This is a genomic window from Anaerobacillus alkalidiazotrophicus (assembly GCF_001866055.1).
The window spans coordinates 278903-305813 of record NZ_MLQS01000001.1 but is presented as its reverse complement, the minus strand read 5'-3'; the positions used below and the strand labels follow the sequence as shown (position 1 = coordinate 305813).

Sequence of the window (26911 nt, the reverse complement as noted above, 5' to 3'; positions counted from 1 at the left end):
CAATATGGTTAGGTAAAGGTGAATGATCTTAATGGATAAACAAAAAAATATTAAATTGTTAAAAAGTACAAAATTACGACCTAAATATTTCCTTTTTGTATATAATTAAATTGTTTGTAATATAGAGGAGGAGAACTTATGAGTTTATTACGTTTGCTTATGTCTAGAAAAAAAATTGTAGGGTTAATGGTTGTATTTATTTTAATCATTGGTATGTATGGTGCTGGTAAACTTGACCGCGAATTGTTTCCAACCATATCATTTGATGGTGCGCAAGTTTATGTAAATGCAGGGCAAATGTCAACGTTAGATGTAGAAGAGGAAGTTACTAAGCCAATAGAACGAATACTCAACAATATAAGTGGAATTAAGCATATTCAGAGTACTTCTTCCATTGGTGTTAGTCTAATAACTGTTCAAGCGGAAGAAGGTTTAGGTGAAGAAGTATTTAAAGAAATTGAAACTACAATGATCGGTTTGGAGAATCAACTTTCTGGGGTTAATTTTATATCTACTTACCAATTTTCTACTAAGCAGCCTTATGAGTTTTATATGACGATTAAAGACGGCCCAATGGACAAAATGACTGAATTTGCAAAGCAAATAGTAAAGCCGCGTATTGAGGCGTTACCAGAGGTTCGAGAAGTTAGTTTAGAGGGAATAGAAAATAAGGAAGTTATAGTAGAATTAGATTTAAATCAACTTCAAGATTTACAACTTTCTCCCCAACAAGTTGTCCAAATAATTAATCAGGCAAATATTGATACATCAATCGCTACGTTAGAAGGAGAAAGTGGAAGGCCGACAGTGAGGTGGACGACAAGCTTGTCTACTATTGATAATGTTAAGTCAATTGAAATTCCTACTGTTGCTGGTATAAAACAACTAAGTAAAATAGCAAAAGTCTACGAAGAAAATAATACAACGACTTCAGTCGGTTGGAATAATGGTACAAGAGAATTTATTTTTGTTAAAATAGGCCGGACATCGGATGTTACACAGGTAGAAATGGCAGCTAGTGTCCGAAAAGAGTTAGAAAAGATAAATGAGGAAGGGCTAGTTAATGATTTTGTTTTTGAAGAGTTGGTTGCTCAAGCAGATTATGTAACAGATACCATTGAAGGTGTTAGTACAAATGTTATGCTAGGTGGAATTATTGCTTTACTCGTTCTTATATTATTTTTAAGAAACTTTCGTGCAACTTTTATTATTGGTTTATCTATCCCGTTATCGATTTTATTAACGTTCATAGGTATGTGGTTATTTGATTATAGCTTTAATATATTAACACTTATTGGATTAGGACTTGGAATTGGAATGATGGTCGATTCTTCGATTGTTATTTTAGAATCGATTTATAGAAAAAAAGAGGAAGGTTATAAAAAACTAGATGCAGTTTTAGCTGGAGTTAAGGAAGTTGCAACAGCAGTAATTGCATCAATGTTAACGACTATCGTTGTTTTTGTACCGATTGGACTACTCGGTGGTGAAATCGGTCAATTTATGATTGTTTTATCGATCATCGTAGTCATTACTTTAGTGAGTTCAGTGATTGTAGCCTTTACACTTATTCCAACTTTAAGTGAAAATTTTCTTAAATTAAAGAATAAAAAGCATAGGCGCCAGGAAGGTAGAATTGTAATAAATTACGGAAGGTTAATTTCCTGGGTCAGTAGAAAAAAACGAAATCGATATAGTATTATCGTTATATTCTTAGCTGTTTTTATAAGCTCTTTATTATTAATTACCAAAATCCCTATGACAGTTATGCCTGATGTTTTAAATCGGTATGCTGAAATTATGGTTCAACTTGAAAGGGGACTAACGCCAACTGACCGGGAAGAAATCGCCATTCAAATCAATAAGGCATTAAATGAGATCGATGATGTAGAAAATAATTTAATCATGGATAATGTTGATGCATTTTTTGTTCTTATTAACATGACACCAGAAGAGACTGCAACCCTACATCAAACTGAAGTAAATGAAAGAATAAATAGAGGATTACGTGAATTACAAAAAGACTACCCTATTCAAAATGTAGGTACTGCCGATTTTTCAGGCTTAAGTTTTCCAGTTATTATCGAAATTAAAGGTGAAGAGTTTGAGAGTTTAGATCAAATAGCAAATGAGTTAGAGCTGAAACTTACATCTGTTGAGGGTTTGGTAGGTATTACATCATCATCAAACAAAAACATGGCTGAAGAGTTGATTGAATTCAAATATGAAAATATGAAAAAAGATAGCGTAACAGCTGCGCAGCTATTTTCACAAATGCAAGATTGGTCTATTCGGATACCAGCTGGTGAACTAAAGCAAGAAGATTTACAATCACCAATTTTTGTAACAACAAATGTAAATATCAATAATAAAAAAAATCTATTAAAGCAAAAGATTGCTACAATTAATGGTAATAAAAATTTATCTACTTATTTACGACTAGTAGAAACGAAAGTGCCGACGGAAGTAACACGAAAAGATGGAGAAAGAATGATAACAGTATTTGCAGATATTGAAGGAAGGGATTTAGGTTCAATTAATCGTGAAATTGAAGAGGTACTAAAAAACTATGAAGCTCCTGTAGGATATTCGATTACAACAGCTGGGAGTTTGCAAGAGCAAAAAGAAGCACAGCAAGATATGCTTATCATATTAGGGATTGCAATTTTTCTCGTTTATGTCGTTATGACTGTTCAGTTTAATAGCTTTCTTCACCCTGTCATTGTGATGTCAATCATTCCATTAACAGTAACAGGAGCTTTGTTTGGATTACTACTTACCCAATCTGAATTAAGTATATTATCGGGATTGGGAATGGTATTTTTAATCGGTATTGTCTTGAACAATGCAATTCTTTTCATTGATCGAACGAACCAGCTTCGTGTCCAGGGATATCAATCAAGTGAAGCTCTCGTTGAAGCCGGGAAAAATCGTCTCCGTCCCATTTTTATGACATCATTGACAACAGCTGGTGGTATGCTTCCGCTAGCAATTGCGACTGGTACAGCGAGTAACTACCAATCTCCTTTAGCGATCGTTATTATTTCGGGATTATTATTTGCAACGTTCATTACATTACTACTCATTCCGTCTGTATATCTTCTATTTGAAGATATAAAAAATGGATTAAGTAGGTTGTTATTTAGAAAGCCCAAAAGGCGTAATATGAAAAGAGACATAGCTCTAGATAAATAATCAAAATAAAAGTCCCCCTCACTTTGAGGGGGACAATAGCGTTCGGTAGCGCTTTCTTTATGGTGGAATAAAATGAGATTTAACTCAATTTTCGAGAAATATGTTTATGCGAGACGAAAGACAATACCGTGCCCGCCTTTTGGATATTCCCACTTAATATTTTCATAAGGACATCCAATACGACAACTACCACACTCGTGACAACCTTCATAACCTACATGCATACGGATTTCTTCCCATTTATATACTTCTGCAGGACAAAAAATGGTACAAATCTTATCTGGGCATTTTGTCAAACAAGTGTCGTGATCTAAGACATGTAGATGGGAATTTTTGTCTGCTTTAAATCGCACAAGATATTGTTTTTCTTCAATTGTTTGTGCTTTTTTCGGTACACTCATGTTTCATCACTCTCCAATTTGAAGGACAACGAGAAATATTTTTAAATAACTCTAATCCTCCTTTTTTTATAACTATTTGATTGTAATTGACCTTGATACGGTAAAAAATGAATAAATCTATATTAAATTATATAAAAAGTAGTCTGAAAAAATGCGATTAATACATTTGTTAATCATGTAAATTTGTAAAAAAATATGAAAAGCAATTATTTTATCCCACTCTTAAAGGGCAGTAAGACCCCACTGTTTGAAGTTTAGCTTTATTTCTATATATAATGAAAACGCTATAATTTGAAAACTAGACATTTATCAAGGGAATATGTTAGATTATTAAGAAATTACGTTTGATTTTTTAATGTTCAAAATTTATAAATAAAGGATGAGGGTGCAATGGAAAAAAAATATATTAGAGAATCAAGAGTAGTTCAAACTGATTTGGTATTACCGTTTGATACAAATAACCATAACACACTCTTTGGTGGAATTCTTATGAAAAAAATTGATGCAGTTGCATCTGTTGCAGTAAGAAGACATTGTCGAAGTGAAGTGGTTACAGCCTCAACTGATTCGGTTGACTTTCTTCATCCTATTTTGACTACTGATTCGGTTTGTTTAGAAGCTTTTGTTACATGGGCTGGTCATTCGTCCATGGAAGTGTTTGTAAAGGTTATTGCTGAAAATTTAAATACTGGAGAGCGCCGTGTTGCTGCTACAGCCTTTTTAACATTCGTAGCATTGAATAAATCGAAAACTCCTGTCCAAGTTCCTAAAGTTATTCCTGAAACAGAAGAAGAAAAATATTTGCATAAGACAGCAGAAGATCGAGCAAAAATTCGGAAAGAAAGAAGAATTAAAAGTAAAGAATTAGCCGAAAAATTATCTATGGATAAACCGTGGGATCGTGTTAGTATTTAATATGTTTACTGATCTCAGTATACAGAATTAAACCTTATTGCCTGAACACAGCAATAAGGTTTTTACATTATAAAAGCATAAATGTAGAAAACTTAGTAAAAAACACTAAAAAACACCCACTTGACTATTTAGTCAAGTGGGGTGTTTCTTTTCTTAAAACAGGTAATTGGATACTAAAAGTTGTTTTTTCTTCATTTGAAATACATGAAATTATTCCGTTATGCTTCTCAATAATCTTTCTACATACAAATAACCCTATTCCTGTGCCTAACTCTTTAGTCGTATAAAAAGGCTCAAATATTACTTCTCTTGTATCATCCGGAATTAAAGGACCGTTATTTGTAATATTAATAAGGACATTTTGTTTGTCGAGAATAGTTTCAACTGTAATTTCTCTTGGTTTTTCCTTCTTATTAATAGCGTCAATCGAATTCATTAAAATATTAAGAAATACCTGCTTTATTTCATTTTCATTAGCAATAATAAATGCATCTTTTGCGTAGTTAGTCGATACATTTACATCTATGTCGACAATACTAGGGTATAAAAACTTTATGATATCTTCTAATAAAAGATGAACAGTTAAAATTTCTTTACGTTTTTCTTGTGCGCCTTCATTTTTTGAAGTGTGTAGGAATTGTGTAATTCTAAATTTTAGCTGGTCAAGTTCACGTTCAATGATATCAATATATTTTAATGTTGGATTATCAGTTTTTAATAATTTAACAAAGCCAATGACTGCTGTTAGTGGGTTTCTAAACTCATGTACAAAACTTGAAGACATTTGACCTAGTAAACTCAGCTTGTCTTTATGAGACTGATTAATTAATAAATTTTTTTCTTCAATTTGTTGTTCTTTTAACAACGTATACTTTCTTACAACGAAGTAGCAAAAATGATCAAAGGTAACATTGATTCTTTCAATTGCTAATTGTAATTCATTCCTAGTGATCTCTGCAGAAAATGCTTGGTTAATAATTAGAGATCTTCCATAATTCACGTTATAAACGAAATCACCAATGTTTTGATTTGCTTCAACTCTTTCTTTAGCTACTTTGTGTGCAAGCTCTTTTAGTTCATTTATTGAAATAGAGTTTGCCAATGTCTTTTGTACTAGTTGATACATTAATAGCCCATTTTCTTTAATTTCATCTTTATATATATCGTTTGAGTCTAGTTGGATATTATGATACCACTCGTCAAGAAATTTAGTATCGTATTTATCGAAAAAGTCAATCAAATTAGAGAATTTCACCATTTCCTCACCACTTCTACATAGGTACTAATATACCTATTTCGACAAAAAAAATGTTGTTCCTTCAATTTTTTGAAATTTTAATAAAAGAGTGTATTTCTTTAATGACCAAAACCGAGCTGCATAAATCTATACTTAATTACGAACGATTAAAACGTAACTTGATATAGTATCTTAATGGCAAGGGTAATGAATGATGAAATTCTTTTAAAAGGGATAAACACTATGTACATGGGTAATCTAAGGTGAAGTTCTAATTTAATGTAAATTATGGTAAAAACTTAAATGACGTTGAATGATTTTGAAGGAGGAAATCTAAAAAACTAATTATTTTTGAATGTTTTTGAAAGAAAGTGGTTGAAAAATGAAAGGGCTTACGTTATTATAAATGTAAGAGCAATAATAACAGGGGGTGAGATTAGGTGCTAACTCCTGAGAGACACCGAATTATACTAGATCTTTTGCTAGAAAAGGAAGTGGTGAAACTTCAGGAACTTGTTGATGCTACATCTTCTTCAGAATCAACCATTCGTAGAGACTTAAGTCAACTAGAGGAAGAAAGGAAGTTAAAACGAGTTCATGGTGGAGCTTCACTTTTAAAGCAAAAAGGTGAAGAACTTAGTGTCATTGAAAAATCTACAAAAAACTTAAACGAAAAAGAGTTAATTACTAAATACGCAGCCTCACTTATAAAAAAAGGAGATTGTATATTTTTAGATGCTGGAACGACTACGTTCCAAATGATTCAACATATTAATGTAAAAGATATTAAAGTAGTAACCAATGGATTAACGCACTTGGAAGCATTATTAGAAAAAGGAATTCATACCTACTTAACAGGTGGTTATATAAAAGGTATTACAAAGGCATTAATTGGTAGAGGTGCTTTAGAAGGCATTATGACTTACCGTTTTGATAAAAGTTTTATTGGAGTGAACGGTATTCATGCTGCTTATGGCTATACAACACCCGACCCTGAAGAAGCAATGGTAAAGAAAATGGCTATAAATCTTTCACAAGAAAGCTTTATTCTTAGTGATAGTACAAAATTTAATGAAGTTACATTTTCTAAGATTGCCGAATTAAAACAAGGGGTTATTATAACAAATGATATTGATGATGAACTAATAGCGCCATTTATGGAGCAAACGAAGATAAAGGTTGTGAAATGATGATTTATACTTGTACATTAAATCCATCTGTAGATTATATTGTGAAAATTGAAAACGTTAATATCGGTTCTTTAAATAGAGCGGATAACACAGCGTTTTATCCAGGTGGTAAAGGAATTAATGTTTCCCGAGTATTAAAGAGGTTAGGGCAAGAAACTACTGCATTAGGATTTATTGGTGGTTTTACTGGTCACTTCATTGAAAATTCACTAATAGAGGAGGGTGTACACTTAGACTTTATTGAAGTAATTGAACCTACGAGAGTGAATGTCAAATTGAAGTCTTCAGTGGAAACCGAAATAAATGGTCAAGGCCCAGCGGTTTCAAAGGAAAATGAGCAAGAATTATTCGCGAAAGTATCGTCTATGACAGACCAAGATTATCTTGTTTTGGCTGGTAGTTTACCACCCACATTATCGCCTGACTATTATCAACTTCTTGCAAAACAATGTAAGGAAAACAAAACTCGCTTAATTGTTGATACATCAGGAGATGCATTAAAAGATTTATTAACGTATAAACCATTTTTAGTTAAGCCTAATCAACATGAATTAGGAGAGTTCTTTAATGTAGAAATCTCATCTATTGAAGAAGCGGTAGAGTATGGTAGAAAGCTGTTAGACTTTGGACCTGAAAACGTTATCGTTTCGCTAGGCGGAGACGGTGCGTTGTTACTTAATGGTGAAACGACAGTTTTTGCAAATGTTCCAAAAGGTGAACTGAAAAATTCAGTAGGGGCAGGAGACTCACTAGTTGCTGGATTTATAGCAGCTTATGTGGAAAAAGGTGATTTCCTTGAAGCATTCAAGTATGGTATTGCTTCAGGGAGTGCAACTGCTTTTTCAAATGATCTATGTGAAAAAAGCACTGTTGAATCGTTATTAAAAGAAATTAATATAGAACAACTTTAATTTACAAGGGGGTATAACTATGAGAATAACTGATTTATTAAAAAAAGATACGATAGAATTAAATCTTAAAGCTAGCTCTAAAGAAGCTGTTATTGATGAGCTAGTTGCAAAGCTTGATAGAGCTGGAAGATTAGCAGATAAAGCTAAATTTAAAGAGGCCATTCTAGCTAGGGAAGCTCAAAGTACGACGGGGATTGGTGAAGGTATTGCCATTCCACATGCAAAAACTAGCGCAGTTAAAACTCCGGCCATTGCTTTTGGACGTTCAAAATCTGGTATTGATTATGAAGCTCTTGATGGTCAACCTAGTCATTTATTTTTCATGATTGCTGCAAGTGAAGGAGCAAATAATGCTCATTTACAAACACTTTCTCGCTTATCATCATTCTTAATGGATAGTGAGTTCCGTAAAAAGTTAGAAAGTGCAAATACAGTAGATGAGGTTATTTCAGCAATAAATGCGAAAGAAGCAGAAAATGAGGAGGAAGATAAGATGGTTAATAAGCCAAACGCTGGTAAAATTTTAGCAGTAACTGCTTGTCCAACTGGTATAGCTCACACATTTATGGCAGCTGATTCTCTGAAAAACAAGGCAAAAGAACTAGGTTACGATATCAAAGTTGAAACGAATGGTTCAACGGGTGTTGGTAATCCATTAACTGCAGCTGAAATCAAAGATGCAGTGGCAATCATTGTTGCAGCAGATACGAATGTTGAGATGGATCGTTTTGACGGAAAGCATGTTATTCAAGTACCAGTTGCTCAAGGAATTCGTAAACCACAAGAATTACTTGAAAAAGCGATGAAACAAGATGCACCAATATATCGTGCATCAGGGAATGGTAATAAAACTGAAAATGAAACGAAAGGTAAGTCTGGTTTTTATAAACACCTAATGAGTGGTGTTTCAAATATGCTTCCATTCGTTGTCGGTGGTGGTATTCTCATCGCGATTTCTTTCATCTTTGGAATTGAAGCCTTTGATCCTAATCACCCTTCATATCATCCAGTTGCCGAAGCATTAATGACAATTGGAGGCGGTAATGCATTCGGATTAATGATCCCAGTACTTGCTGGTTTTATCGCAATGAGTATTGCTCAACGTCCTGGTTTTGCTCCTGGTATGGTTGGTGGATTAATGGCTGCCTCAGGTGGTGCTGGGTTTTTAGGTGGATTAATCGCTGGGTTCTTAGCTGGTTATGTAGTCCTTGGATTAAAGCGTTTATTTAATGGTCTACCGCAATCATTAGAAGGTATTAAGCCTGTATTACTTTATCCTTTATTTGGTATTTTAATTACCGGTACAGTTATGTTATACATTGTAATTGAGCCTGTTGTTGCTTTAAATAATAGTATTGAATCGTTCTTAGGTGGAATGGGAACAGGAAACCTTGTCTTCTTAGGTTTACTTTTAGGTGGAATGATGGCAGTTGATATGGGTGGTCCAATTAACAAAGCGGCATTTACTTTTGGAATTGCTATGATTGATGCGGGTAACTTTGCTCCTCATGCAGCAATCATGGCTGGTGGGATGGTTCCACCACTTGGAATTGCTCTAGCAACTACTTTCTTTAAGAAGAAATTTACTAAAGCAGAACAAGATGCTGGAAAGACAAACTACATTATGGGTGCTTCATTTATTACTGAAGGAGCAATTCCGTTTGCAGCAGCTGACCCTGGACGTGTTATTCCTTCGATCATCGTTGGTTCAGCAGTAGCGGGTGCATTATCTATGATGTTTGGTATTGGTTTACCTGCTCCACACGGCGGATTGTTTGTTATTCCAATTGTTAATGGAAATCCATTGCTTTATATTGTAGCAATATTAATTGGTGCAGCAGTTACGGCACTCATGCTTGGTTTCTGGAAAAAAGACGCAAAAGAATAAAGCTGATAACTGCCCTTAAGAGGGGATATAGAAAAATTAAAATTAGTGAGGCGTATGTCACTGTTTGAAGTATTAGAAAATCGCTTCTCAAGAGAGTATAATCTTTTGGGAGGCGATTATTTATATTGTCGATAAATTTTTATAATAAAAAAATGTATAAAAAAGGAAAAATCATCCTGCTAGTGGAATACTAAGTAGTATGAATTTTCTTTTTTTTATAATCAGAATTTATTAATTTCTTATTTGGAAACTGTCTAGTTCCAGGCGCCATCGGCTCGGACACTTCAGTCATGTCAGGGACTTCATTGCTGCTTGAAATCCCTCGTCGATTAGCTTCATGCAGGCTTTGCTCCTGCGATTACTCGTCGCACGGAAAACAATTGCTCCTGCGATTACTCGTCGCATTAAAACACTGCTTCGAGGAAGCTTACTACGAAGCAATACTAGAAGGCGATAAAAGTACATAAGAAGTCAAAAACCCGACTGCTACGAGTTGGTCTTCCAGTGTTTGTCGCCGATGATAGGCGGGCGCCTTGCGGAATCCTTCTCTGAATGACTTGGTGCTGCATTGTGTAGAGAATCTTACATAATCAAGTTTACGAGCAGACGTAGAAACGAATTTCTCACGTTGCTGACCAAAAAGTTCGCATTTTTTGTAAGACATTAAGCAGAAAGTTTATCCCACACTTAAGGGGCAAGTAAGACCCCCACCTCAAAACTTAAGAAAATCGAGAAGTTTAGGTGGGGGATAAACTGCCCCTAAAGGTCCGATAAGTTGAACTAACAATCAGTGGGGGATGAAGGAAAACCCCCACTGATTGAAGTTCAGCTTTATATTTAAGAAGTTAGTGTTTATTTTTAGTTCTCGTAGATCCTTTATTCAAGTTAAAAGAATCAAAAAAATAATACCTTAAAGAGGTGTATTCACGTGAATGAAATTGAACCACTACTTTTAAATGTCCTTTTTTTACTATGTTTTCTTTTATTTGTACCTTTTTTTGTTGAAAGGCTGTCAAATGAACTTGCACCAGTCAAAAAGCGTAGAATTTTTCTGTTTTCAGCATGCGTAGGAGGTATTAGTTGTTTATTATTCCCAATAAACATTTACGAAGGTTTTCAATTTGATCTACGTTGGATAATACTTATTTTTGTCGGCTTATATAGTGGTACTTTAGGAAACATTCTTATTTTTGTCGCTATGACTATGTATCATTTTTTCCTTGGTGGAGATGGTTTTTATACAGCAATGTTTATAGGTATGACAATATTAATTAGTGTTTACTTAGTAAGACACACTTATCAGGTATTATCCATGAAAAAGAAATTACTTTTAAGTGGGAGTCTTTCCTTGTTCTCAAGTATATTTGTTTTGTTTATTCTGTCAGTGTATCAGGTTACAGTTAGCTCTCCATTCGTTATTAATTATCTATCCTTTATGATTTGTACGACTTTATTAGTTGTTTACCTATATGAACTAATTTTAGAAAAGACAATAATAGATAATAAGTTAGTTAAAGCAGAGAAAATGGAAATTGTCAGTTACCTTGCTTCATCTATTTCACATGAAGTCCGAAATCCTCTCGCAGTAGTCAGGGGGTTCCTACAAATGATGGATCAAGTAGATTTGTCATCTGATAAAAGGAAAGAGTATTTAAAAATCTCAATTGCTGAGGTTGATAGGGCTAATGATATTATTCGTAATTATTTAACTTTTGCTAAACCAATACCTGAATCTTTTGATGTAATGAATATTAAAGATGAATTACTAAGGGCCATTAATATCATAATGCCTTTGGCAAACATGAATTCTATTGAGGTAGAACATAAAATAGGTACATTTTTTATCAAAGGAGATCCACAACTTCTTCAACAAATTTTATTAAATATTACAAAAAATTGTATAGAAGCTATGGAAGGTAATGGAAAACTTATCATTCAAACGACAGAAGAAAGTGGTAGGCTTACTATTGAGATAACAGATAATGGTCAAGGGATGACTGAAGAACAACTTTCACGGTTAGGGGAGCCTTACTTTACTACTAAAGGTGGAGAAGGGACAGGACTTGGGATGATGGTTACTTTTCGAATTGTTGAAATAATGAAAGGGAAATTGACTGTTACAAGTAAAGTCAACGAAGGAACGACTTTTTATATTAGTTTTCCTTTGGTAAACAGTATTGAAGTACCTTTTGAAAAGATAAGCTGACTTAAAGGTCTTTTACAGGTTTTTATAAATGGAAAAGCCTACTGGCTATAGCTGTGAGATGAGAGTAAGGTCGAATGTGGAATACCAAAAGAAGAGAAATCGTTCTAGCTTCGCTAGAACATCGGAAATTCAGATGGAGTCTCAACTCCACCTGAATGGAAGTTCCCACCTACGCTACGCTTAGAAGTGGGGGTCTATGACCTTTATGTTCTCAGGTAAGAAAGTATAAAATTTCTAACTTAGAAACTGTCTAGCTTCAGCGCCTACGAGCTCGGTCACTTCAGGCCTTTTCGGAAGCCAAAGAGCGGCTTCTGTCAAAGGCCTTCCAGTGCCTATCGCTCGTGACCAAGGCGCTTGCGCTTTTCTTGAAATCAGTTTGATTAAGTTATATTTTTAAAATGTAGGTAAGATTATTCACACTTTATTCATATTGGTTTGTTAAAATAAAGATTATCTCGAAAGAAGGTGATCGTAATCAAACCTTGGATGAAGTTACTTGTCTTTTTGTGTTTGTTAATCATATTGTCTTTAGTGGTATTAAATACAGAATTGTTGAATTACGTTAGGTCTGGTAATGTTGGCGAAATTCAACAAATGGCCAATGATAATATAATATCTTTGCTACTTCTTACTTTTCTTATCATGACAGTACAAAATACCTTTACCATTATTCCACTCGTTGTTGTTCTAACTATTAATATTGCATTTTGGGGTTTTCTAAATGGAATCATTTGGAGCTGGTTTAGTAGTATTGTTGCTTCAGCCTTTGTATTTTTGAGTGTACGTTATTTATTTAAAGAAATGGTAACAAACAAAATAAATCAAGAATTTAAAGAGAAAATTGAAAAAAAGGGATTTATGTATGTGTTTATTGCTAGAATTTTTCCTTTTTTTCCAACAAGCATTGTAAACCTAATTTCAGGAGTCAGTTCCATTAAGTTTACTCATTTTATTATAGCTACAAGTATAGGTAACTTTTTATATTTTTTTATCCTTGCCCTTGTACCATTAGGATTTTTAACGGGTGAAGTTAATAGTTATTTTCTTTCATTTATTTTTATAGTTTTTATTACAACTTACTACATTTATAAAAAACATAAGAGGAAGAAAATAGTTAACAATGAGAATAATAAAAATTTAACTATGATTTTTAAATGAAAGAAGAAGGTCACCATAATTGATTATGATGCCCTTCTTTTTTTGCATATAAAGTGAAGAGGACGATTGTTAGTTATTAAATGCCTTTAGGTATAAAAAAACTAGATGCTTTAACCAATAATAAACTTCGACTGATTTCTATTTAGATATTGTTCATTTTGTGTTCATATTATCATGATATGCTTATCCCTATATTCTATAAATCTACTATGTTATGTATGTCCCTTTGTTTTAAAATTAGAAACTATTTAAATGGATATACTTAAAGTAGAGGAGGACCATAAATGAAGAAATTAACGTTATTAGTTGTTGATGATGATCCAAATATTTGTGAATTGATCCGTTTATATTGTGAAAAAGAAGGATATGTAGTTAAAATAGCTTATTCTGGAACAGAAGGATTAAATACTTTTTATGATGACTCTTTTGATTTAATCATTCTAGATATTATGTTACCAGGTCTAGACGGGTGGGAATTGTGTAAAGAAATACGTTCTAGTTTCAAAACTCCTATTATTATGTTAACGGGCAAAGGAGAAAGTTATGACATTATTAAAGGTCTTGATTTAGGGGCAGATGATTACGTTATTAAACCATTTGACCCAAAAGAGTTAATCGCTAGAGTGAAAGCGGTACTTAGAAGATATAATGTATTAAATAGTGAACAGGAAATCCTTTCATTTCCAACACTTGTTATTGATATGAAGCAATATAAAGTTCGATCTTATGAAGAAGAAATTACCCTCCCGCCTAAAGAGATTGAGTTATTATTTTTTTTAGCTGCGAATGCTAATCGTGTTTTTACACGTCAACAATTGTTAGACCAAATTTGGGGTTATGATTTTGAAGGGGACCCTAGAACTGTAGATGTACACATAAAAAGAATTAGGGAAAAGCTTGGTAAGGAAGCTATAGATTGGGAGCTTAAAACGTTAAGAGGTATTGGATATAAGTTCGAGGTGAAAGCACAGTGAAAAAGCGAAAAGTAAGCATTTTTATGAAGCTGTTTTTTACTTATTTAATAAGCTCTTTTGCTGCCTTTATCCTGTTTAGTTTTATTTTCTATTTATTATTTAATAACAACTTAAAACAAAGCTTCCTTAATTCAATGGAAACTCAACAGGAACAAGTTGTACAAATTTTAGAACTTGCTTATCAAGAAGAGAATAAAGAGGCGATCATTTCTACATTAAGTATTATTAATGATCAAGAACATAGGAGTATTTTTATTTATGATAAAAATGGACAATTATTGTATCGGTTTTCTACTTTGCAGGAACCTATTCATATTGAAGAGGAAATGATATATAAAGCACTTCAAGGAGCGAGTGTTAAAGAATTTATTAAAGATAAAGCTAATCCCTTATTTATTATGGCTTCTCCAATCGAAGCTAATGAGTTTGACTTTGATGAAAAAGTAGTTGTTATTGCTCTTCACAACTATTTTGGAGTAGTAAACGGTATTAAAGGTTTATTTTTATTAGCTGGTGCAATAACAATTGTTGTAACAACGACGTTTTTATATACTTTATCTAAGAAAATTACAGCACCGTTACGAGAAATGAATCATGTTGCTATGGAATATGCAAAAGGAGATTTTACTAATAAGGTTAAGATTAAAAGTAATGATGAAATTGGACAATTAGGAAAAACATTTAATTATATGGCAAATGAATTATCAAGTTTAGATTTGATGAGAAAAGAGTTTGTGGCTAATGTTTCTCATGATATGCGATCGCCACTAACCTCAATTAATGGTTTCGTTGGTGCATTATTAGATGGAACTATTCCTAAAAATCAACAAAAGCGATATTTATATTTAATGAAAGATGAAACTGAACGTTTAATAAAATTAGTTAATGATTTATTGGATATTGCTAGAATTGAAGCAGGACAAGTTTCTATTCAGCCTATAAACTATAATTTATCAGAACAAATTCGAAAACTAATTGCGAAAATGGAACCGGAATTAATAAAACAAAATATAGACATTGAGTTTCAAGGTAATCTAGATGAAGATATTGAAGTTTTTGCAGACCAAAATCGTATGGACCAGGTTTTTGGAAATTTACTTCAAAATGCTGTTAATTTTTCACCTGAAAAAGGATTAGTAACAATCATAATTAATGAACTTGATCATAATGTAATGGTTTTTATTAAAGACCAAGGACCAGGTATCAAAAAGGAAGAATTAAAGTATATTTGGGATCGCTTTTTTAAAGTTGATAAGGCCCGAAGTAAAAAGGTTGGGACAGGTATTGGTTTATCAATTGTTAAACATATCATTGACCTACATCAAGCAAAAATTGATGTGAAAAGTGAGGTTGGTGTAGGAACGACATTTCGTGTTACATTACCAAGGTTTAGTCTCAAAAAAAATGAAATATAATAATAATCTTGACAAGGACAATGAATTCAAATTATAATTATACGAAATAGTTAGTAAATTAATGTTAGACGAAATGATAGCTTCTACCAATGTTAAGAGATTATTAGCAAGGGTATGAGGAAATCAACAAGTAATCTTTCGATTAGTTTTTTTATATAAGCGAAGTTAAGAAAACCTATTTAAAAATTAAATATATATTTTGGTTGCTTAAGTAAGCACAAATTGTGAGTACAAAAGAGACCAGCGCTGATTTATTTTAATCATCGTTGGTCTCTTTTGGTTTATAAAGATAAAATTTTAAGTTGGAAAGGCGTCTAGCTAGGCGCTTGCGCTTTTCTGTGAAAGTAATATACTTTCATGCTGGTTTGTGCGTGTTAAACGCATGGATGTTTTCTTAATAAGGAGGGAATAGTTGTGAAAAGATGGTTAGTAGTTATTGGAGCAATTTTAATTCAAATTAACTTGGGCGCTGTTTATGCATGGAGCCTTTTTAATCAACCATTAATAGAAACATATGGATGGGATAGAGAAGATATTGTTGTTACGTTTTCGATTACGATATTTATGCTTGCAGCTTGTGCGTTTATTGCTGGAAAAATTCAAGATAAAATTGGTCCTAGGTGGGTTGCCACAATAGGTGGTATTTTATTAGGACTTGGAGTAATGTTAGCAAGTCAGGCAACGACGATTTATCAATTATATTTATTTTATGGTATCATTGGCGGTGCTGGGATTGGAATAACATATGTATGTCCACTTTCAGCTTGTGTAAAGTGGTTTCCAGATAAACGAGGGCTAATTAGTGGAGTAGCGGTAGCTGGTTTCGGTTTAGGTGGCTTAGTCTACAAACCTATTATTTTATTTTTAATTGATAATTTTGGTGTATCTTCTGCTTTCCTATATTTAGGCATCATATACTTTGTGCTAGTAGTGCTTGGAGCCCAATTATTATCGAACCCTGAAGCTGGTGATGAACTAAATAGTCATCAGAGTGACGGGGAAGCTTTAACTGTAGTGAGTGAACAATTTTCTCCTAAGGAGATGTTAGGGACATATCAATTTTATCTACTTTGGTTTATGTATTTGTTTGGTACAATGGCTGGTTTATTAGTAATAAGTTTCGCAGTTGATATTGGTTTAGAATTAGTGAAACTAGATGTTGTAACAGCTAGTAATGCAGTAATGGTAATAGCACTATTTAATGCAGGTGGACGGATTATATTAGGTAAAATATCAGATAATATCGGTAGAATTAATACTCTGATATTAATGTATGGAATAACTACACTAATAATGCTTTATATGAGTTTTGGAACAATGAACAATTTAACGTTTTTAATTTCCGTTTCTTTAATTGGTTTTTGTTTTGGCGGATTTTTGGCTTTGTTTCCATCTATAACTGCTGATTTTTACGGAACAAAAAATATTGGAGCTAACTATGGAATAATGTATCTAGCTTATGGTATTTCGGCTTTTGTAGGTCCGATTATTATTAAATATATTTCTTTTTCTAGTGCATTTTTATTAGCAGCATTTATTTCCCTAATAGCAATTATTTTGGCTAAAGTAATAGTTACTCCAAAATTGCAAACAGTAGTTGATTTTAGTAATGAACCTTTAGAAAAAGTTAACTAATCTAATAACAATAAATAGATAATAAAAGATCAAAACTTGGTTATAACCTTGTTTTGATCTTTTATTTAGGTATTGTACTTTGTTAACTAAATCTGAGCTTAAAGGAATGGAGTAATAAATGGCATAAAAAAGCATTGCCTTAATTAAATCTAGGCAATGCTTTTTTATTTACATATTCGCTTTTATTAGAACTTAGTATGATAATTTTCAAGTTCCCAGCCATGTACAGTTGTACGGAAGCTATCCCATTCTTTACGTTTTAGTTCAACATATTCACCAAATACATGTTCACCAAGAGTTTCTTTTCCGATTGTTCCTTCTTCGAAAGCATTTAATGCAAACTCTAAGCTTGCTGGTAAGTGATCAATTTCACGCATTTTAAGTTCTTCACTTGTCATACTGAAGATATCATCTTTAACTTCTTCAGGAGCAACAAGGTTATTATTTACACCGTTTAATCCAGCAGATGCAATCACTGCAAATGCTAAGTATGGATTTGCAGATGGGTCTGGGCAACGAATTTCTACACGAGTTCCAGCGCCGCGTGTAGCTGGGATACGAATTAATGCTGAGCGGTTAGAAGCTGACCATGCAATATAACAAGGAGCTTCGTATCCAGGTACTAAACGCTTATAAGAGTTAATTAATGGATTAGTAACAGCAACAAAATCTTTCACGTTATCAATTAAACCAGCAATGAATTGGTAAGCTTTCTCTGAAAGTTGTCTAGAATCTTCTTGGTCAAAGAATGCGTTTTGTTGTTTTTCAACATCAAATAAAGAGATATTCACGTGCATTCCACTACCATTTTCACCTGCGATTGGTTTAGGCATAAATGTTGCGTGTAAACCAAATTTCTTTGCGATTGTTTTAACTACCCATTTATAAGTAGTAGCTAAATCAGCAGCAGTTAGAGCGTTAGAATACTTGAAGTTAATCTCGTGTTGCCCTTTCGCTACTTCATGGTGAGATGCTTCAATTGTAAAGCCCATTTGTTTAAGTGCACGATAGATTTCAAGTCGTACTTTTTCACCGTTATCATGTGGAGATGGTTCAAAGTAGCCAGCAAAATCTTGAGTTTGTTGAGTTGGACGTCCAAGCTCATCAGTTTCAAATAAGAAAAACTCAAGCTCTGGTCCTACGCTAATTGCATAGCCTTGGTCTGCCGCTTTTTCAACAGTTTTTTTCAATACATTTCGAGGGTCACCTTCATAATCGTCTCCAGTTGGAGTCTTTACACTACAAATGAAACGTGCTTCAGAGTAACCTTCTTCAACTGACCAAGGAAGAACTGCGAAAGTGTTTAAGTCAGGTTGTAAATATAAGTCTGATTTATTTATAGGCGAGAAGCCTTTAATTGACGATCCGTCGAACATGATTTTTCCGTCTACTACTTGCTCTAATTGTTCAACAGTTACTGTAACGTGTTTTAAAATCCCTTCAATGTCAACAAATTGTAAATGAAGAAGTTCAACACTTTTTTCTTTTATTACTTCTTTAATACTTTCTAACGTTTCCGCTTGACTTGTTGTTACTGACATTTTTATCCATCCCCTTTAGTGTTATCTTTACTAACATCTTTTGTTATGGTTAGATTTTAGAATAAATTTAGCGATTTGTAATACAGTTAGTCATATAATCTGACAAACTATTTATATAATACAAAAAAGGAAATTTCTTCATTAATATTAGTAGTAATCTATGATGAGAGCAACAACTATTTTTCTAATAAATGTTGAAATAAAAATTAGGGAAAATTTAAATTTGAACTAACAACGTTGTTAACGAGCGGTGTTCAAATTGTTTTAATAAAAATAAGGGAAAGAAATGTAGCAGATGTCAAAACAAATTGTTGATGTCTATCAAGTTTTAGTTTTTTTGATTTTATTTTCGGCAATTAGATGTTTGTATCAAGGGGTCTATCATACTTGTGGTACCCCAAGAAACACGAAAGGGCCGTATAAAAGCGTCTATCATCAACAAAGTTGGGTTAGACGCTTTTAATTATTTTTAGGCTTAGCACATGAATTTATTATATTTAATTCAGGTTCTAAAATAATTGAATTATTAGTAATATTCTCATTAATAATGTCTAACAATGTTTCTGTAATTTTATTGGCGATTCTATTTAATGGTACCCCAACTTTAGAAAAAGGAATATCGAGATCCTCAGATTGAGAAATATTATCATAGCCAATAATAGAAACATCGTTAGGGATATTAATATTAAGTTCTTGAGCAGCTCTAACTATTCCGCGAGTTAGATCATAACTCCCACTAACAATTGCAGTTACTTCCGTAGATTTATTAAAGAGAGACTTTGCAGCTAAATAACCGTCATATAGTTCTAATCCATTTGTTGGAACGATGCTTTTTGAAAAAAGTTCTAAGTTAAACTCATCGATCGCTTCTAGAAAACCAAGGTGTTTTTCTTTTTGAAGGTGGTCCTGTGTTGAAACATCTCCAATATAACTAACTTTTGTATGACCAATTTTTACGAGATGTTCAACTGCTAATTTTATTGCATGTCTTCGATTTACGTCAATGGTCGGATATTCAGAGCTTTCTTTTATTCCGTAATAAAGAATAGGTACTTTTGACATAACATTTTTAGAGCGAGTTAGATCACTCATAGTTTCTGCAAATACGACGATTGCATCAACTTGAAAACGATTAAAAGTTGCAATAGCCGAATCGACACTATTAATAGAAAGTAAGGTGGTGTAGCTTTTTTCCTCTAATAGTTCATTGATTTTAGTTATTAAAGCTGATGGAGTAACGCGCTCAACCGTAGGCCACACAACACCAATGGCGTAAGATTTTTTCTGTACTAAACTCCTCGCAACAACATTAGGAACGTATCCCATTTCCTCGGCAATTTTAATGATTTTCTTTTTTGTTGGTTCTTTTACTAAAGGGCTATTTCTTAATGCTTTAGATACAGTTGAATAACTAACCCCTGCATGTTTAGNAATATCTTTGATTGTTACCGCCATAATTTGAACCTCCGTAAAAATATATATAGAGGATACCTGTATACTTCTATGAAAGTAGTTTTGTTTTTGTCTCCTATATGATTTTATTTTAGTATTTCTTTCAAAATAAATAAAGAGTAATAATGCAAACTTATAAAAAAGCTCTATTATAAAGTAGGTAGTTTCGATAACGTATCAATTAGCGCTCTAAATTGAATAGTCTTTTAGTTTGCAAGATCACAAGATAAAATCCCAATAATTAATGAACAAGATGGTCTATACACAGTAGTTTTAAAGGGGATTGTTAAAGGTGAAAGAGTAGAGAAGAGTGAAATAGTCTCTTCTATATCAAGGGGAATTAATATAGTCGAAAATTGGGATGAAATTTTAAAAGTTGCTACCTCAAGGGATATTAGATATGTTTTTTCCAACACGACAGAAGCAGGCTTAACTTATTTACAAGAGGAATATGATCCGGATTCTACTCCGAAATCTTTCCCTGGAAAGTTAACTGCACTACTTTATCATCGATTTATCCCACTCTTAAGGGGCAAGTAAGACCCCCACCTCAAAACTTAAGAAAATCGAGAAGTTTAGGTGGGGGATAAACTCCCCCTAAAGGTCCGATAAGTTGAACTAACAATCAGTGGATGAAGGAACCCCCCCACTGATTGAAGTTCAGCTTTATTTTTATGAAAGGGTGTCCGGAATCTGTGCTTACGGGCCAGGATCCCGTTTTGGTATTCTTCATGAAGTATTTGGCTTTACTCCAGTAGATGAGCCGATTGAAGTTTCTACTCACGGTATGAACGTTTCTTATGAATATACTCTAGAAAAAGATCCTGAATACTTATTCGGAGTTGATCGTGGTGCAGCCGTAACTGGTGGAGAAGCAGCAGCAAAACAAACGATTGAAAATGAATTAACGGAAAAAACTAGAGCATATCAAGAAGATAAAATTGTTTACTTAGACCCGAACTAATGGTACCTTGCAGGTGGAGGATTAGTATCAGTTACTGAAATGATTAGAGAAATTACAGAAGGCATAAAATTATATACAGTTTGGGAGAACCTCGTTTACATATTATTGTGAACGAGGTTTTTAAATTTCGTAGCAGTAAAGAGGGAAACCCTACTTTATTATGGTATGTAATGTAAAGCTCTTATCGGTTATTCAAATTGTAAGAGCTTTTTGGTGTCATACTATTTAAAATATAATTTACCAATTTCAATAGATTGTAAAAATGGTAGAATAGGAGGTAAGCTAATTATTTAGTCATAAAGGAGTTACTTATGAATAAAAGAAATATTTTCTTGATATATATCGTTTTTGGTGTTTTATGGATAATGATTACAGATTTTTTAGTTCAAGTTTATGCACCTACCGATTTGTTTATGATTTTCCAAAGAATGAAAGGAATCCTCTATGTTGTTTTAACAGGATCTGTTTTTTATTTAATTCTTGGGAAAATAGAGGAATTAAATTCTTCCAAGGAACAAGAAGAAAAGCTATCAACTTTAATTAACTCTATGGTAGACTTTGTTAATTTTAAAGATGGTGAAGGTCGTTGGTTAGAAGCAAATAACTTTGGATTAAAGCTGTTTCAATTAGAAGACGTTGATTATCGTGGAAAAAAAGATTCTGAACTTGCCTCTTATACTGATTTTTATCGTGAAGCTTTAATAAATAATGAAAAATTAGATGAAGAAGCATGGAAAAACAAAAAAATTACTCGTTGTGAAGAATTGCTTCCAGTTCCTGATGGTACTCATAAGTATTTTGAAATGATAAAGGTTCCGTTATTTTATAATGATGGAAGTAGGAAAGCACTAGTAGTTATCGGGCGTGATATCACTGATAGGAAACAAGCGGAAGAACAAATAAGAAAAAGTGAAAAACTATCTATTGTAGGTGAACTAGCAGCAAGTGTTGGACATGAAATTAGAAATCCATTAACTTCAATTAAAGGATTTGTACAATTACTTCAAGAGAATGATAATAAAAATGGAACATACTACGATATTATGATTAAGGAACTAAATAGAATTGATCATATTGTTGGGGAATTATTACTTTTAGCTAAGCCGCAAAAGATTCACTTTTCAACTTATAATATAAAAGAAGTTCTAACAGATGTAGTATCTTTATTAGAGCCACAGGCAAATATGAATAATGTAAGTATTAAAGTTAAGCAGTTAGAAAATGTGTGGATTGATTGTGAAAAAAACCAACTCAAACAATTATTTATTAATCTAGTTAAAAATGCTTTAGAAGCTTCTGATGAAAAAGGTGAAGTTTTAGTTACATTAGTAAAAGATCAAGATCATGTTATTATTAATGTTGAAGATAAAGGTATTGGAATTTCTGAGCAGTTTCTCGAAAGATTAGGAGAACCTTTTTATTCCTCGAAAGAAAAAGGTACAGGCCTAGGTTTAACTGTAAGCCATAAAATAGTCCACCAACACGATGGGGAGATCTATTTTACTAGTGAAGAAGGGGTAGGAACGAAGGTTGAAGTTGTTTTACCAATAAAGAATGCTAAATCTCTTTCTAATTCGTAGCACATTTTTAGGAAAAGCTTCCCGATTTAACTGGGAAGCTATTAAAATTCAAGTGTAAAGTTATTTGAAGGTGAGAAAAATGAAAACTGGAAAATTTATAGGGAGAAGGATAATTAAAACAGGTATAGCAGTTTTTATCACTGCTTTTATTTGTTTACAGCTGAATTTACCTGCAGAGTTTGCAGTAATTGCGGCAATTGTAACAATTGAACCAACAGCTTTTGATTCAATTAGAAAAGGAGTTATCCGTTTTCCGGCATCGGCAATCGGGGCAGCATTTGCAGTAATATTTGTTGCTTTATGGGGAGAAACGGTTTTATCATATACACTAGCTGCTGTTTTCACAATATTCTTGTGCCAAAAACTAAAATTAAATGATGGTATCCTTGTTGCTACGTTAACCGCAGTTGCTATGGTACCTGATATTAATGGACACTTTATTTTAACCTTTTTATCTAGATTAGGAACGACAACTATCGGTATTACTGTATCAACGTTAGTTAATTTTTTAATATTGCCTCCGAAGTTCACTCCACTCATAAATGAGAAGCTTAAAGCTACCTTTTTATTAGCTAGCGAAGTACTCAGCAAAACTATGCAAGGCATTATTGAATCAAATCCTAAAAGAGCGATTAATCCTACTTATTTGAAGTTTAGAAATACAACAGAAAAGGTAAGTGAATTATTATCTTTTCAAGAGCGTGAATGGAAATATCATAAAATAAAAATTAGCGAATACCGTAACTTTTATAAGCTAAAAAAAATGAATACCATCATGCAAAAAATAGCATTACATATTGGGAATTTACAATACGTAAATGAGCCGGGGCATTTTACTATGAAAGAAAAAGAAGTTATTATAAAAAGCGTTCAATCAATACAATTAATTTTAGAGAATCCCTCAAATTCTATTCCAGAAGATCACTATAAGTTGATCGGTGAATTAGACTTTCAATTAAGATATGAAGCAAACCAATTATCGAAGTCTTCACAATTTTTCCATCATTTCACTACAAAAAGGATTGTTTATTTTGAGTTACTATCCATACATGATTCATTGGAAGAACTTTATCAAATAAACGCTTATTAATAATTTATTAATAAGTAAACTAACAATCAGTCGAGATGAAGGTCCTCACTGATTGAAGTTCAGCTTTGACGTGTTTAATGAATGATGAAATTTATTAAATTGAAAAATTAATAAAAAAATGTCGGAATGAAAAATCAGCTTGTGAATGATGCAAGCTGATTTTTTGATTCTTCACACATAAACTTAGATAAAAGTTGGGATAAATGTGTAAAAGTATGTGAAATAGGAAATATATAATCTTATAATCTTTTGTCAATATGGGAGGTGTAAGATGATTAAACGGTTTAAAGAAATGAATAATAAAGCGCTATTATTTGTATTATTAGGGGTATTAATTGGCGTAGTTGTGTATGCAGGATCAGTAACGGCGATTAAAGCAACTGATACAGGAGAGTTCTGTTCAAGTTGCCACGTTATGGATACTGTTTATGAAGCTTTCACAAATTCTCCTCATGCACGGCTTGACTGTAATGATTGCCACGCACCTACAGATAGTATAGTGGAAAAGATGGTTTTCAAAGCAAAGGCAGGGTTAGGGCATATTTATATGAACACAATTGGGGCGAGTAAGATACCTGATGTACTACACGCAACTGAAAATTCAGTTGATGTGATCAATAATAATTGCATTTCTTGTCATTCCTATACGATAGAAAATGTGGCACATGATTCTAAAGGAACTTGTACTGACTGTCACCGTCAAGTACCTCACGGATTAGGAATATTTAAATCTCCTGATTGGCATTTAAAACTAAATATTGATGCAGCAAAATAAACTTTTAATAAAGAAAGGGTGATCCCTTATGAGAAAATTTGGACTAGTGTTTAAGCTACTAATGATAGTTCTTACCTTAATAATTCTACAGGCATGTTTGGGTCCAGATGATTTAACGGTAGACGAAACAGAGCCATTAACAGATCTATCGCCAAATGAATATTTAAATACGGCATTTAAAGATGCTTTTCCAGTACATTATGAAAGTTTCTTACGTAATATGGGAATTGGTAGGCCTCCAGTTTCAAAATTCATTCCTGAATATGAACCTTATTTACCGATATTGTTTGCCGGCTTTCCTTTTGAACAAGAATATAATACAACGAGGGGACACACATACGCAGTTGAGGATGTAATTTCTATTGCTAGGATTGGTGAACGTTCAATCGGGTCATGTATGACCTGTAAAAGTTCAACAGTTACACCTCTATTACAAGAATTTGGTGATGATTATTGGGCGGCGAATTTCAGAGGCGAGATATTACCCCGAATGGAAGAACTCGCTTCTGTTGGGGCATCAGAAGAGCTTGGTGAATATGGACATGTATCAATAGGATGCTCAGATTGTCATAATCCAGTGACAATGGAGTTAAGAATTACTCGACCATCTTTAACAAATGCTTTGGCTCGTCAAGGTATTGATGTAACAGAAGCTACTAGAAATGAAATGCGTACATATGTCTGTGCTCAATGTCATGTTGAATATTATTTTGAACCTGAATTACAAAAGGTTAGGTTCCCATGGGACTTAGGAAATCGACCAGAAGATATGTATGATTATTTTCAAACGATTGCTATAGAAGAAGGCTTTAATTATGACTATATTCACGCAGTATCAGGTTCTCCTATACTAAAAGCTCAACATCCTGAATATGAGTTATGGAGCTATGGTTCCCATGGTAGAGCAGGGGTTTCTTGTTCGGATTGTCATATGCCGTTTGAAAGAAGAGATGATAGAAGAAAGATATCATCCCATTATTGGGTATCACCTTTAGAGACGATCCAACAATCGTGTCGAACTTGTCACTCAGATAAGACGGAAAAATATATCCGTGATAGAGTAGGTGAAATTCAAGAGCGTCATTTAAACGCGGTACATGAAGCCCAAGATTTGACCGTTGAAGCTCATTATTATGTAAATAGAATGATTACAGCAGGTGCACCAGAAGACAGGATTAGTGAAGCTCAAAATTTTGTTAGAGAAGCACAATGGTATACAGATATAATTGCAGCCGAAAACTCTGATGGTTTTCACAATCCTCAAGGTGGGATGGATACGCTAAGAATGGCATCAGATGCAGCTAACAATGTTCTAAAGTTAGCGACAGAAGAATTATTAAAGCTAAATGTAGATCTTGATGAATTACGTACTGAAATCTCTAAAGTGAAAGAAACTGTTTTAAATGAAGAAGATCCGTTCCAAAAGCATATTCATGCAACGAATGAATTCTTTCCTAAACAGAATTAAATAAGGAAAATAAGGTAGCATTTTGACATCGCCTTGTCATAATGCTACTTTTTTAATACTTTCTCGAACGGTATGTATAAATAATGTGGAAAAATATATTGTATTTGTAGGAAAATGATTGAAATGATATTTGATAGTTAGTAAACTAGACATAGTCGAGTGTTATACTGCATGGTTCTTTATCACTAAATAAATATTAATTTGAGAGTTTATATAAGGAATATAGAACTATGGTAGATGAATGAAAGTAGTCATATTTATTACAGTGGTTTGGCTATTTATACATAATTCTTAAACTTTTATTTTTTAGTAGTTTACAAATGTTTGTAATAGAAAGAAACTGTAAATGTAATAAAGTCTATTTGGTGAATTTCATGATTTCTTTAATTAAGCGACATTAAACTGTATTTGGTTAAAAACGCATCGTTTCATCGTTTGAATTAGATATAGATCTTAGTTGTGTGATTTGTGTATNATGAAATTCATTAATTACAACATTTTTAGTGAATTTAAAAGCATCTAATTTAATTTGGAGGGAATATAATGGCAAAGATTTTAATTGTAGATGATGCAGCTTTTATGAGAATGACATTGAAAAATATTATGACAGCAGCGGGGCATGAAGTTGTTGGTGAGGCTGCTAATGGTTTAGAGGCTATTGAAACTTATAAAAGTTCCCAACCAGAGTTAGTAACAATGGATATAACAATGCCTGAAATGGACGGAATCGAAGCATTGAAGGAGATAAAGAAGATAGACCCTAATGCTAAAGTTGTCATGTGTTCGGCTATGGGACAACAAGGAATGGTTATTGAAGCGATTCAATCGGGAGCAGCTGATTTTATTGTTAAACCGTTTAATGCTGAACGGATTAATGAATCTATTGGTAAAGTATTAACAAGATAAATGTTTTAAG

19 protein-coding genes and 1 pseudogene are annotated in these 26911 nt (G+C 33.0%); 16 read left to right on the top strand and 4 right to left on the bottom strand.

The window, feature by feature from the left end:
• Positions 1 to 138 precede the first annotated feature (138 nt).
• A complete protein-coding gene (locus tag BKP45_RS01375) occupies positions 139 to 3195 on the top strand; it encodes an efflux RND transporter permease subunit (RefSeq protein WP_071388068.1) in 3057 nt (1018 codons plus the stop codon).
• Between the two features lie 104 nt (positions 3196 to 3299).
• Here the strand turns inward: BKP45_RS01375 and BKP45_RS01370 are convergent, their stop codons facing one another.
• Entirely contained in the window at positions 3300 to 3596 is a 297-nt protein-coding gene (locus BKP45_RS01370; protein ID WP_071388067.1) for a ferredoxin family protein, read from the bottom strand.
• Between the two features lie 390 nt (positions 3597 to 3986).
• Here BKP45_RS01370 and BKP45_RS01365 point away from each other — a divergent pair, with 390 nt between their 5' ends.
• A complete protein-coding gene (locus tag BKP45_RS01365) occupies positions 3987 to 4511 on the top strand; it encodes an acyl-CoA thioesterase (protein ID WP_071388066.1) in 525 nt (174 codons plus the stop codon).
• A gap of 124 nt (positions 4512 to 4635) precedes the next feature.
• Here the strand turns inward: BKP45_RS01365 and BKP45_RS01360 are convergent, their stop codons facing one another.
• Positions 4636 to 5769, bottom strand: a complete 1134-nt coding sequence (locus BKP45_RS01360) for a histidine kinase N-terminal domain-containing protein (protein ID WP_071388065.1) — start codon at positions 5767 to 5769, stop codon at positions 4636 to 4638.
• Positions 5770 to 6188: 419 nt separating this feature from the next.
• On the opposite strand from BKP45_RS01360, the gene BKP45_RS01355 reads away from it, so the two are divergent.
• The 8 genes from BKP45_RS01355 (at position 6189) to BKP45_RS01320 (ending at position 17125) form a co-directional block, all read left to right on the top strand.
• Positions 6189 to 6938 (top strand): DeoR/GlpR family DNA-binding transcription regulator, encoded by a 750-nt coding sequence (locus BKP45_RS01355; protein WP_071388064.1) that lies wholly within the window; start codon positions 6189 to 6191, stop codon positions 6936 to 6938.
• Positions 6938 to 7849 (top strand): 1-phosphofructokinase, encoded by a 912-nt coding sequence (gene pfkB / locus BKP45_RS01350; protein ID WP_071388063.1) that lies wholly within the window; start codon positions 6938 to 6940, stop codon positions 7847 to 7849. The genes BKP45_RS01355 and pfkB overlap by 1 nt, the downstream gene beginning before the upstream one ends.
• A 19-nt stretch (positions 7850 to 7868) precedes the next feature.
• Positions 7869 to 9737 (top strand): PTS fructose transporter subunit IIABC, encoded by a 1869-nt coding sequence (locus tag BKP45_RS01345; RefSeq protein ID WP_071388062.1) that lies wholly within the window; start codon positions 7869 to 7871, stop codon positions 9735 to 9737.
• A gap of 928 nt (positions 9738 to 10665) precedes the next feature.
• Entirely contained in the window at positions 10666 to 11943 is a 1278-nt protein-coding gene (locus BKP45_RS01340) for a sensor histidine kinase (protein WP_084787511.1), read from the top strand.
• 549 nt (positions 11944 to 12492) lie between these two features.
• Positions 12493 to 13101: a TVP38/TMEM64 family protein gene (locus BKP45_RS01335; protein ID WP_169824042.1), complete on the top strand. Its 609-nt coding sequence runs from the start codon at positions 12493 to 12495 to the stop codon at positions 13099 to 13101.
• 284 nt (positions 13102 to 13385) lie between these two features.
• Positions 13386 to 14075, top strand: a complete 690-nt coding sequence (locus BKP45_RS01330) for a response regulator transcription factor (RefSeq protein ID WP_071388059.1) — start codon at positions 13386 to 13388, stop codon at positions 14073 to 14075.
• Positions 14072 to 15490: a HAMP domain-containing sensor histidine kinase gene (locus BKP45_RS01325; RefSeq protein ID WP_071388058.1), complete on the top strand. Its 1419-nt coding sequence runs from the start codon at positions 14072 to 14074 to the stop codon at positions 15488 to 15490. The genes BKP45_RS01330 and BKP45_RS01325 overlap by 4 nt, the downstream gene beginning before the upstream one ends.
• A 414-nt stretch (positions 15491 to 15904) precedes the next feature.
• Positions 15905 to 17125: an L-lactate MFS transporter gene (locus tag BKP45_RS01320; RefSeq protein WP_071388057.1), complete on the top strand. Its 1221-nt coding sequence runs from the start codon at positions 15905 to 15907 to the stop codon at positions 17123 to 17125.
• Positions 17126 to 17310: 185 nt separating this feature from the next.
• On the opposite strand, the gene glnA is transcribed toward BKP45_RS01320, so the two are convergent.
• A complete protein-coding gene (gene glnA, locus BKP45_RS01315; RefSeq protein WP_071388056.1) occupies positions 17311 to 18666 on the bottom strand; it encodes a type I glutamate--ammonia ligase in 1356 nt (451 codons plus the stop codon).
• 459 nt (positions 18667 to 19125) lie between these two features.
• On the bottom strand, positions 19126 to 20121 hold the full coding sequence (locus BKP45_RS01310; protein ID WP_071388055.1) for a LacI family DNA-binding transcriptional regulator: 996 nt from the start codon (positions 20119 to 20121) through the stop codon (positions 19126 to 19128).
• Positions 20122 to 20809: 688 nt separating this feature from the next.
• Between BKP45_RS01310 and BKP45_RS22325 the strand changes: the two are divergent.
• From BKP45_RS22325 to BKP45_RS01280, 6 genes and pseudogenes are all read left to right on the top strand, one after another.
• Positions 20810 to 21193 (top strand): annotated as a pseudogene (locus tag BKP45_RS22325) (ABC transporter substrate-binding protein); the annotation flags it as partial.
• Positions 21194 to 21393: 200 nt separating this feature from the next.
• Positions 21394 to 22662 (top strand): ATP-binding protein, encoded by a 1269-nt coding sequence (locus BKP45_RS01300; protein ID WP_071388053.1) that lies wholly within the window; start codon positions 21394 to 21396, stop codon positions 22660 to 22662.
• Positions 22663 to 22741: 79 nt separating this feature from the next.
• A complete protein-coding gene (locus BKP45_RS01295; protein ID WP_084787509.1) occupies positions 22742 to 23752 on the top strand; it encodes an FUSC family protein in 1011 nt (336 codons plus the stop codon).
• 271 nt (positions 23753 to 24023) lie between these two features.
• Positions 24024 to 24527: a cytochrome c3 family protein gene (locus BKP45_RS01290; RefSeq protein WP_071388052.1), complete on the top strand. Its 504-nt coding sequence runs from the start codon at positions 24024 to 24026 to the stop codon at positions 24525 to 24527.
• A 28-nt stretch (positions 24528 to 24555) separates the two neighbouring features.
• Positions 24556 to 25995: an ammonia-forming cytochrome c nitrite reductase subunit c552 gene (locus BKP45_RS01285; RefSeq protein WP_071388051.1), complete on the top strand. Its 1440-nt coding sequence runs from the start codon at positions 24556 to 24558 to the stop codon at positions 25993 to 25995.
• Positions 25996 to 26538: 543 nt separating this feature from the next.
• Positions 26539 to 26901, top strand: coding sequence for a response regulator (locus BKP45_RS01280; protein ID WP_071388050.1), 363 nt, complete (start codon positions 26539 to 26541; stop codon positions 26899 to 26901).
• The last annotated feature ends 10 nt before the right edge of the window (positions 26902 to 26911 follow it).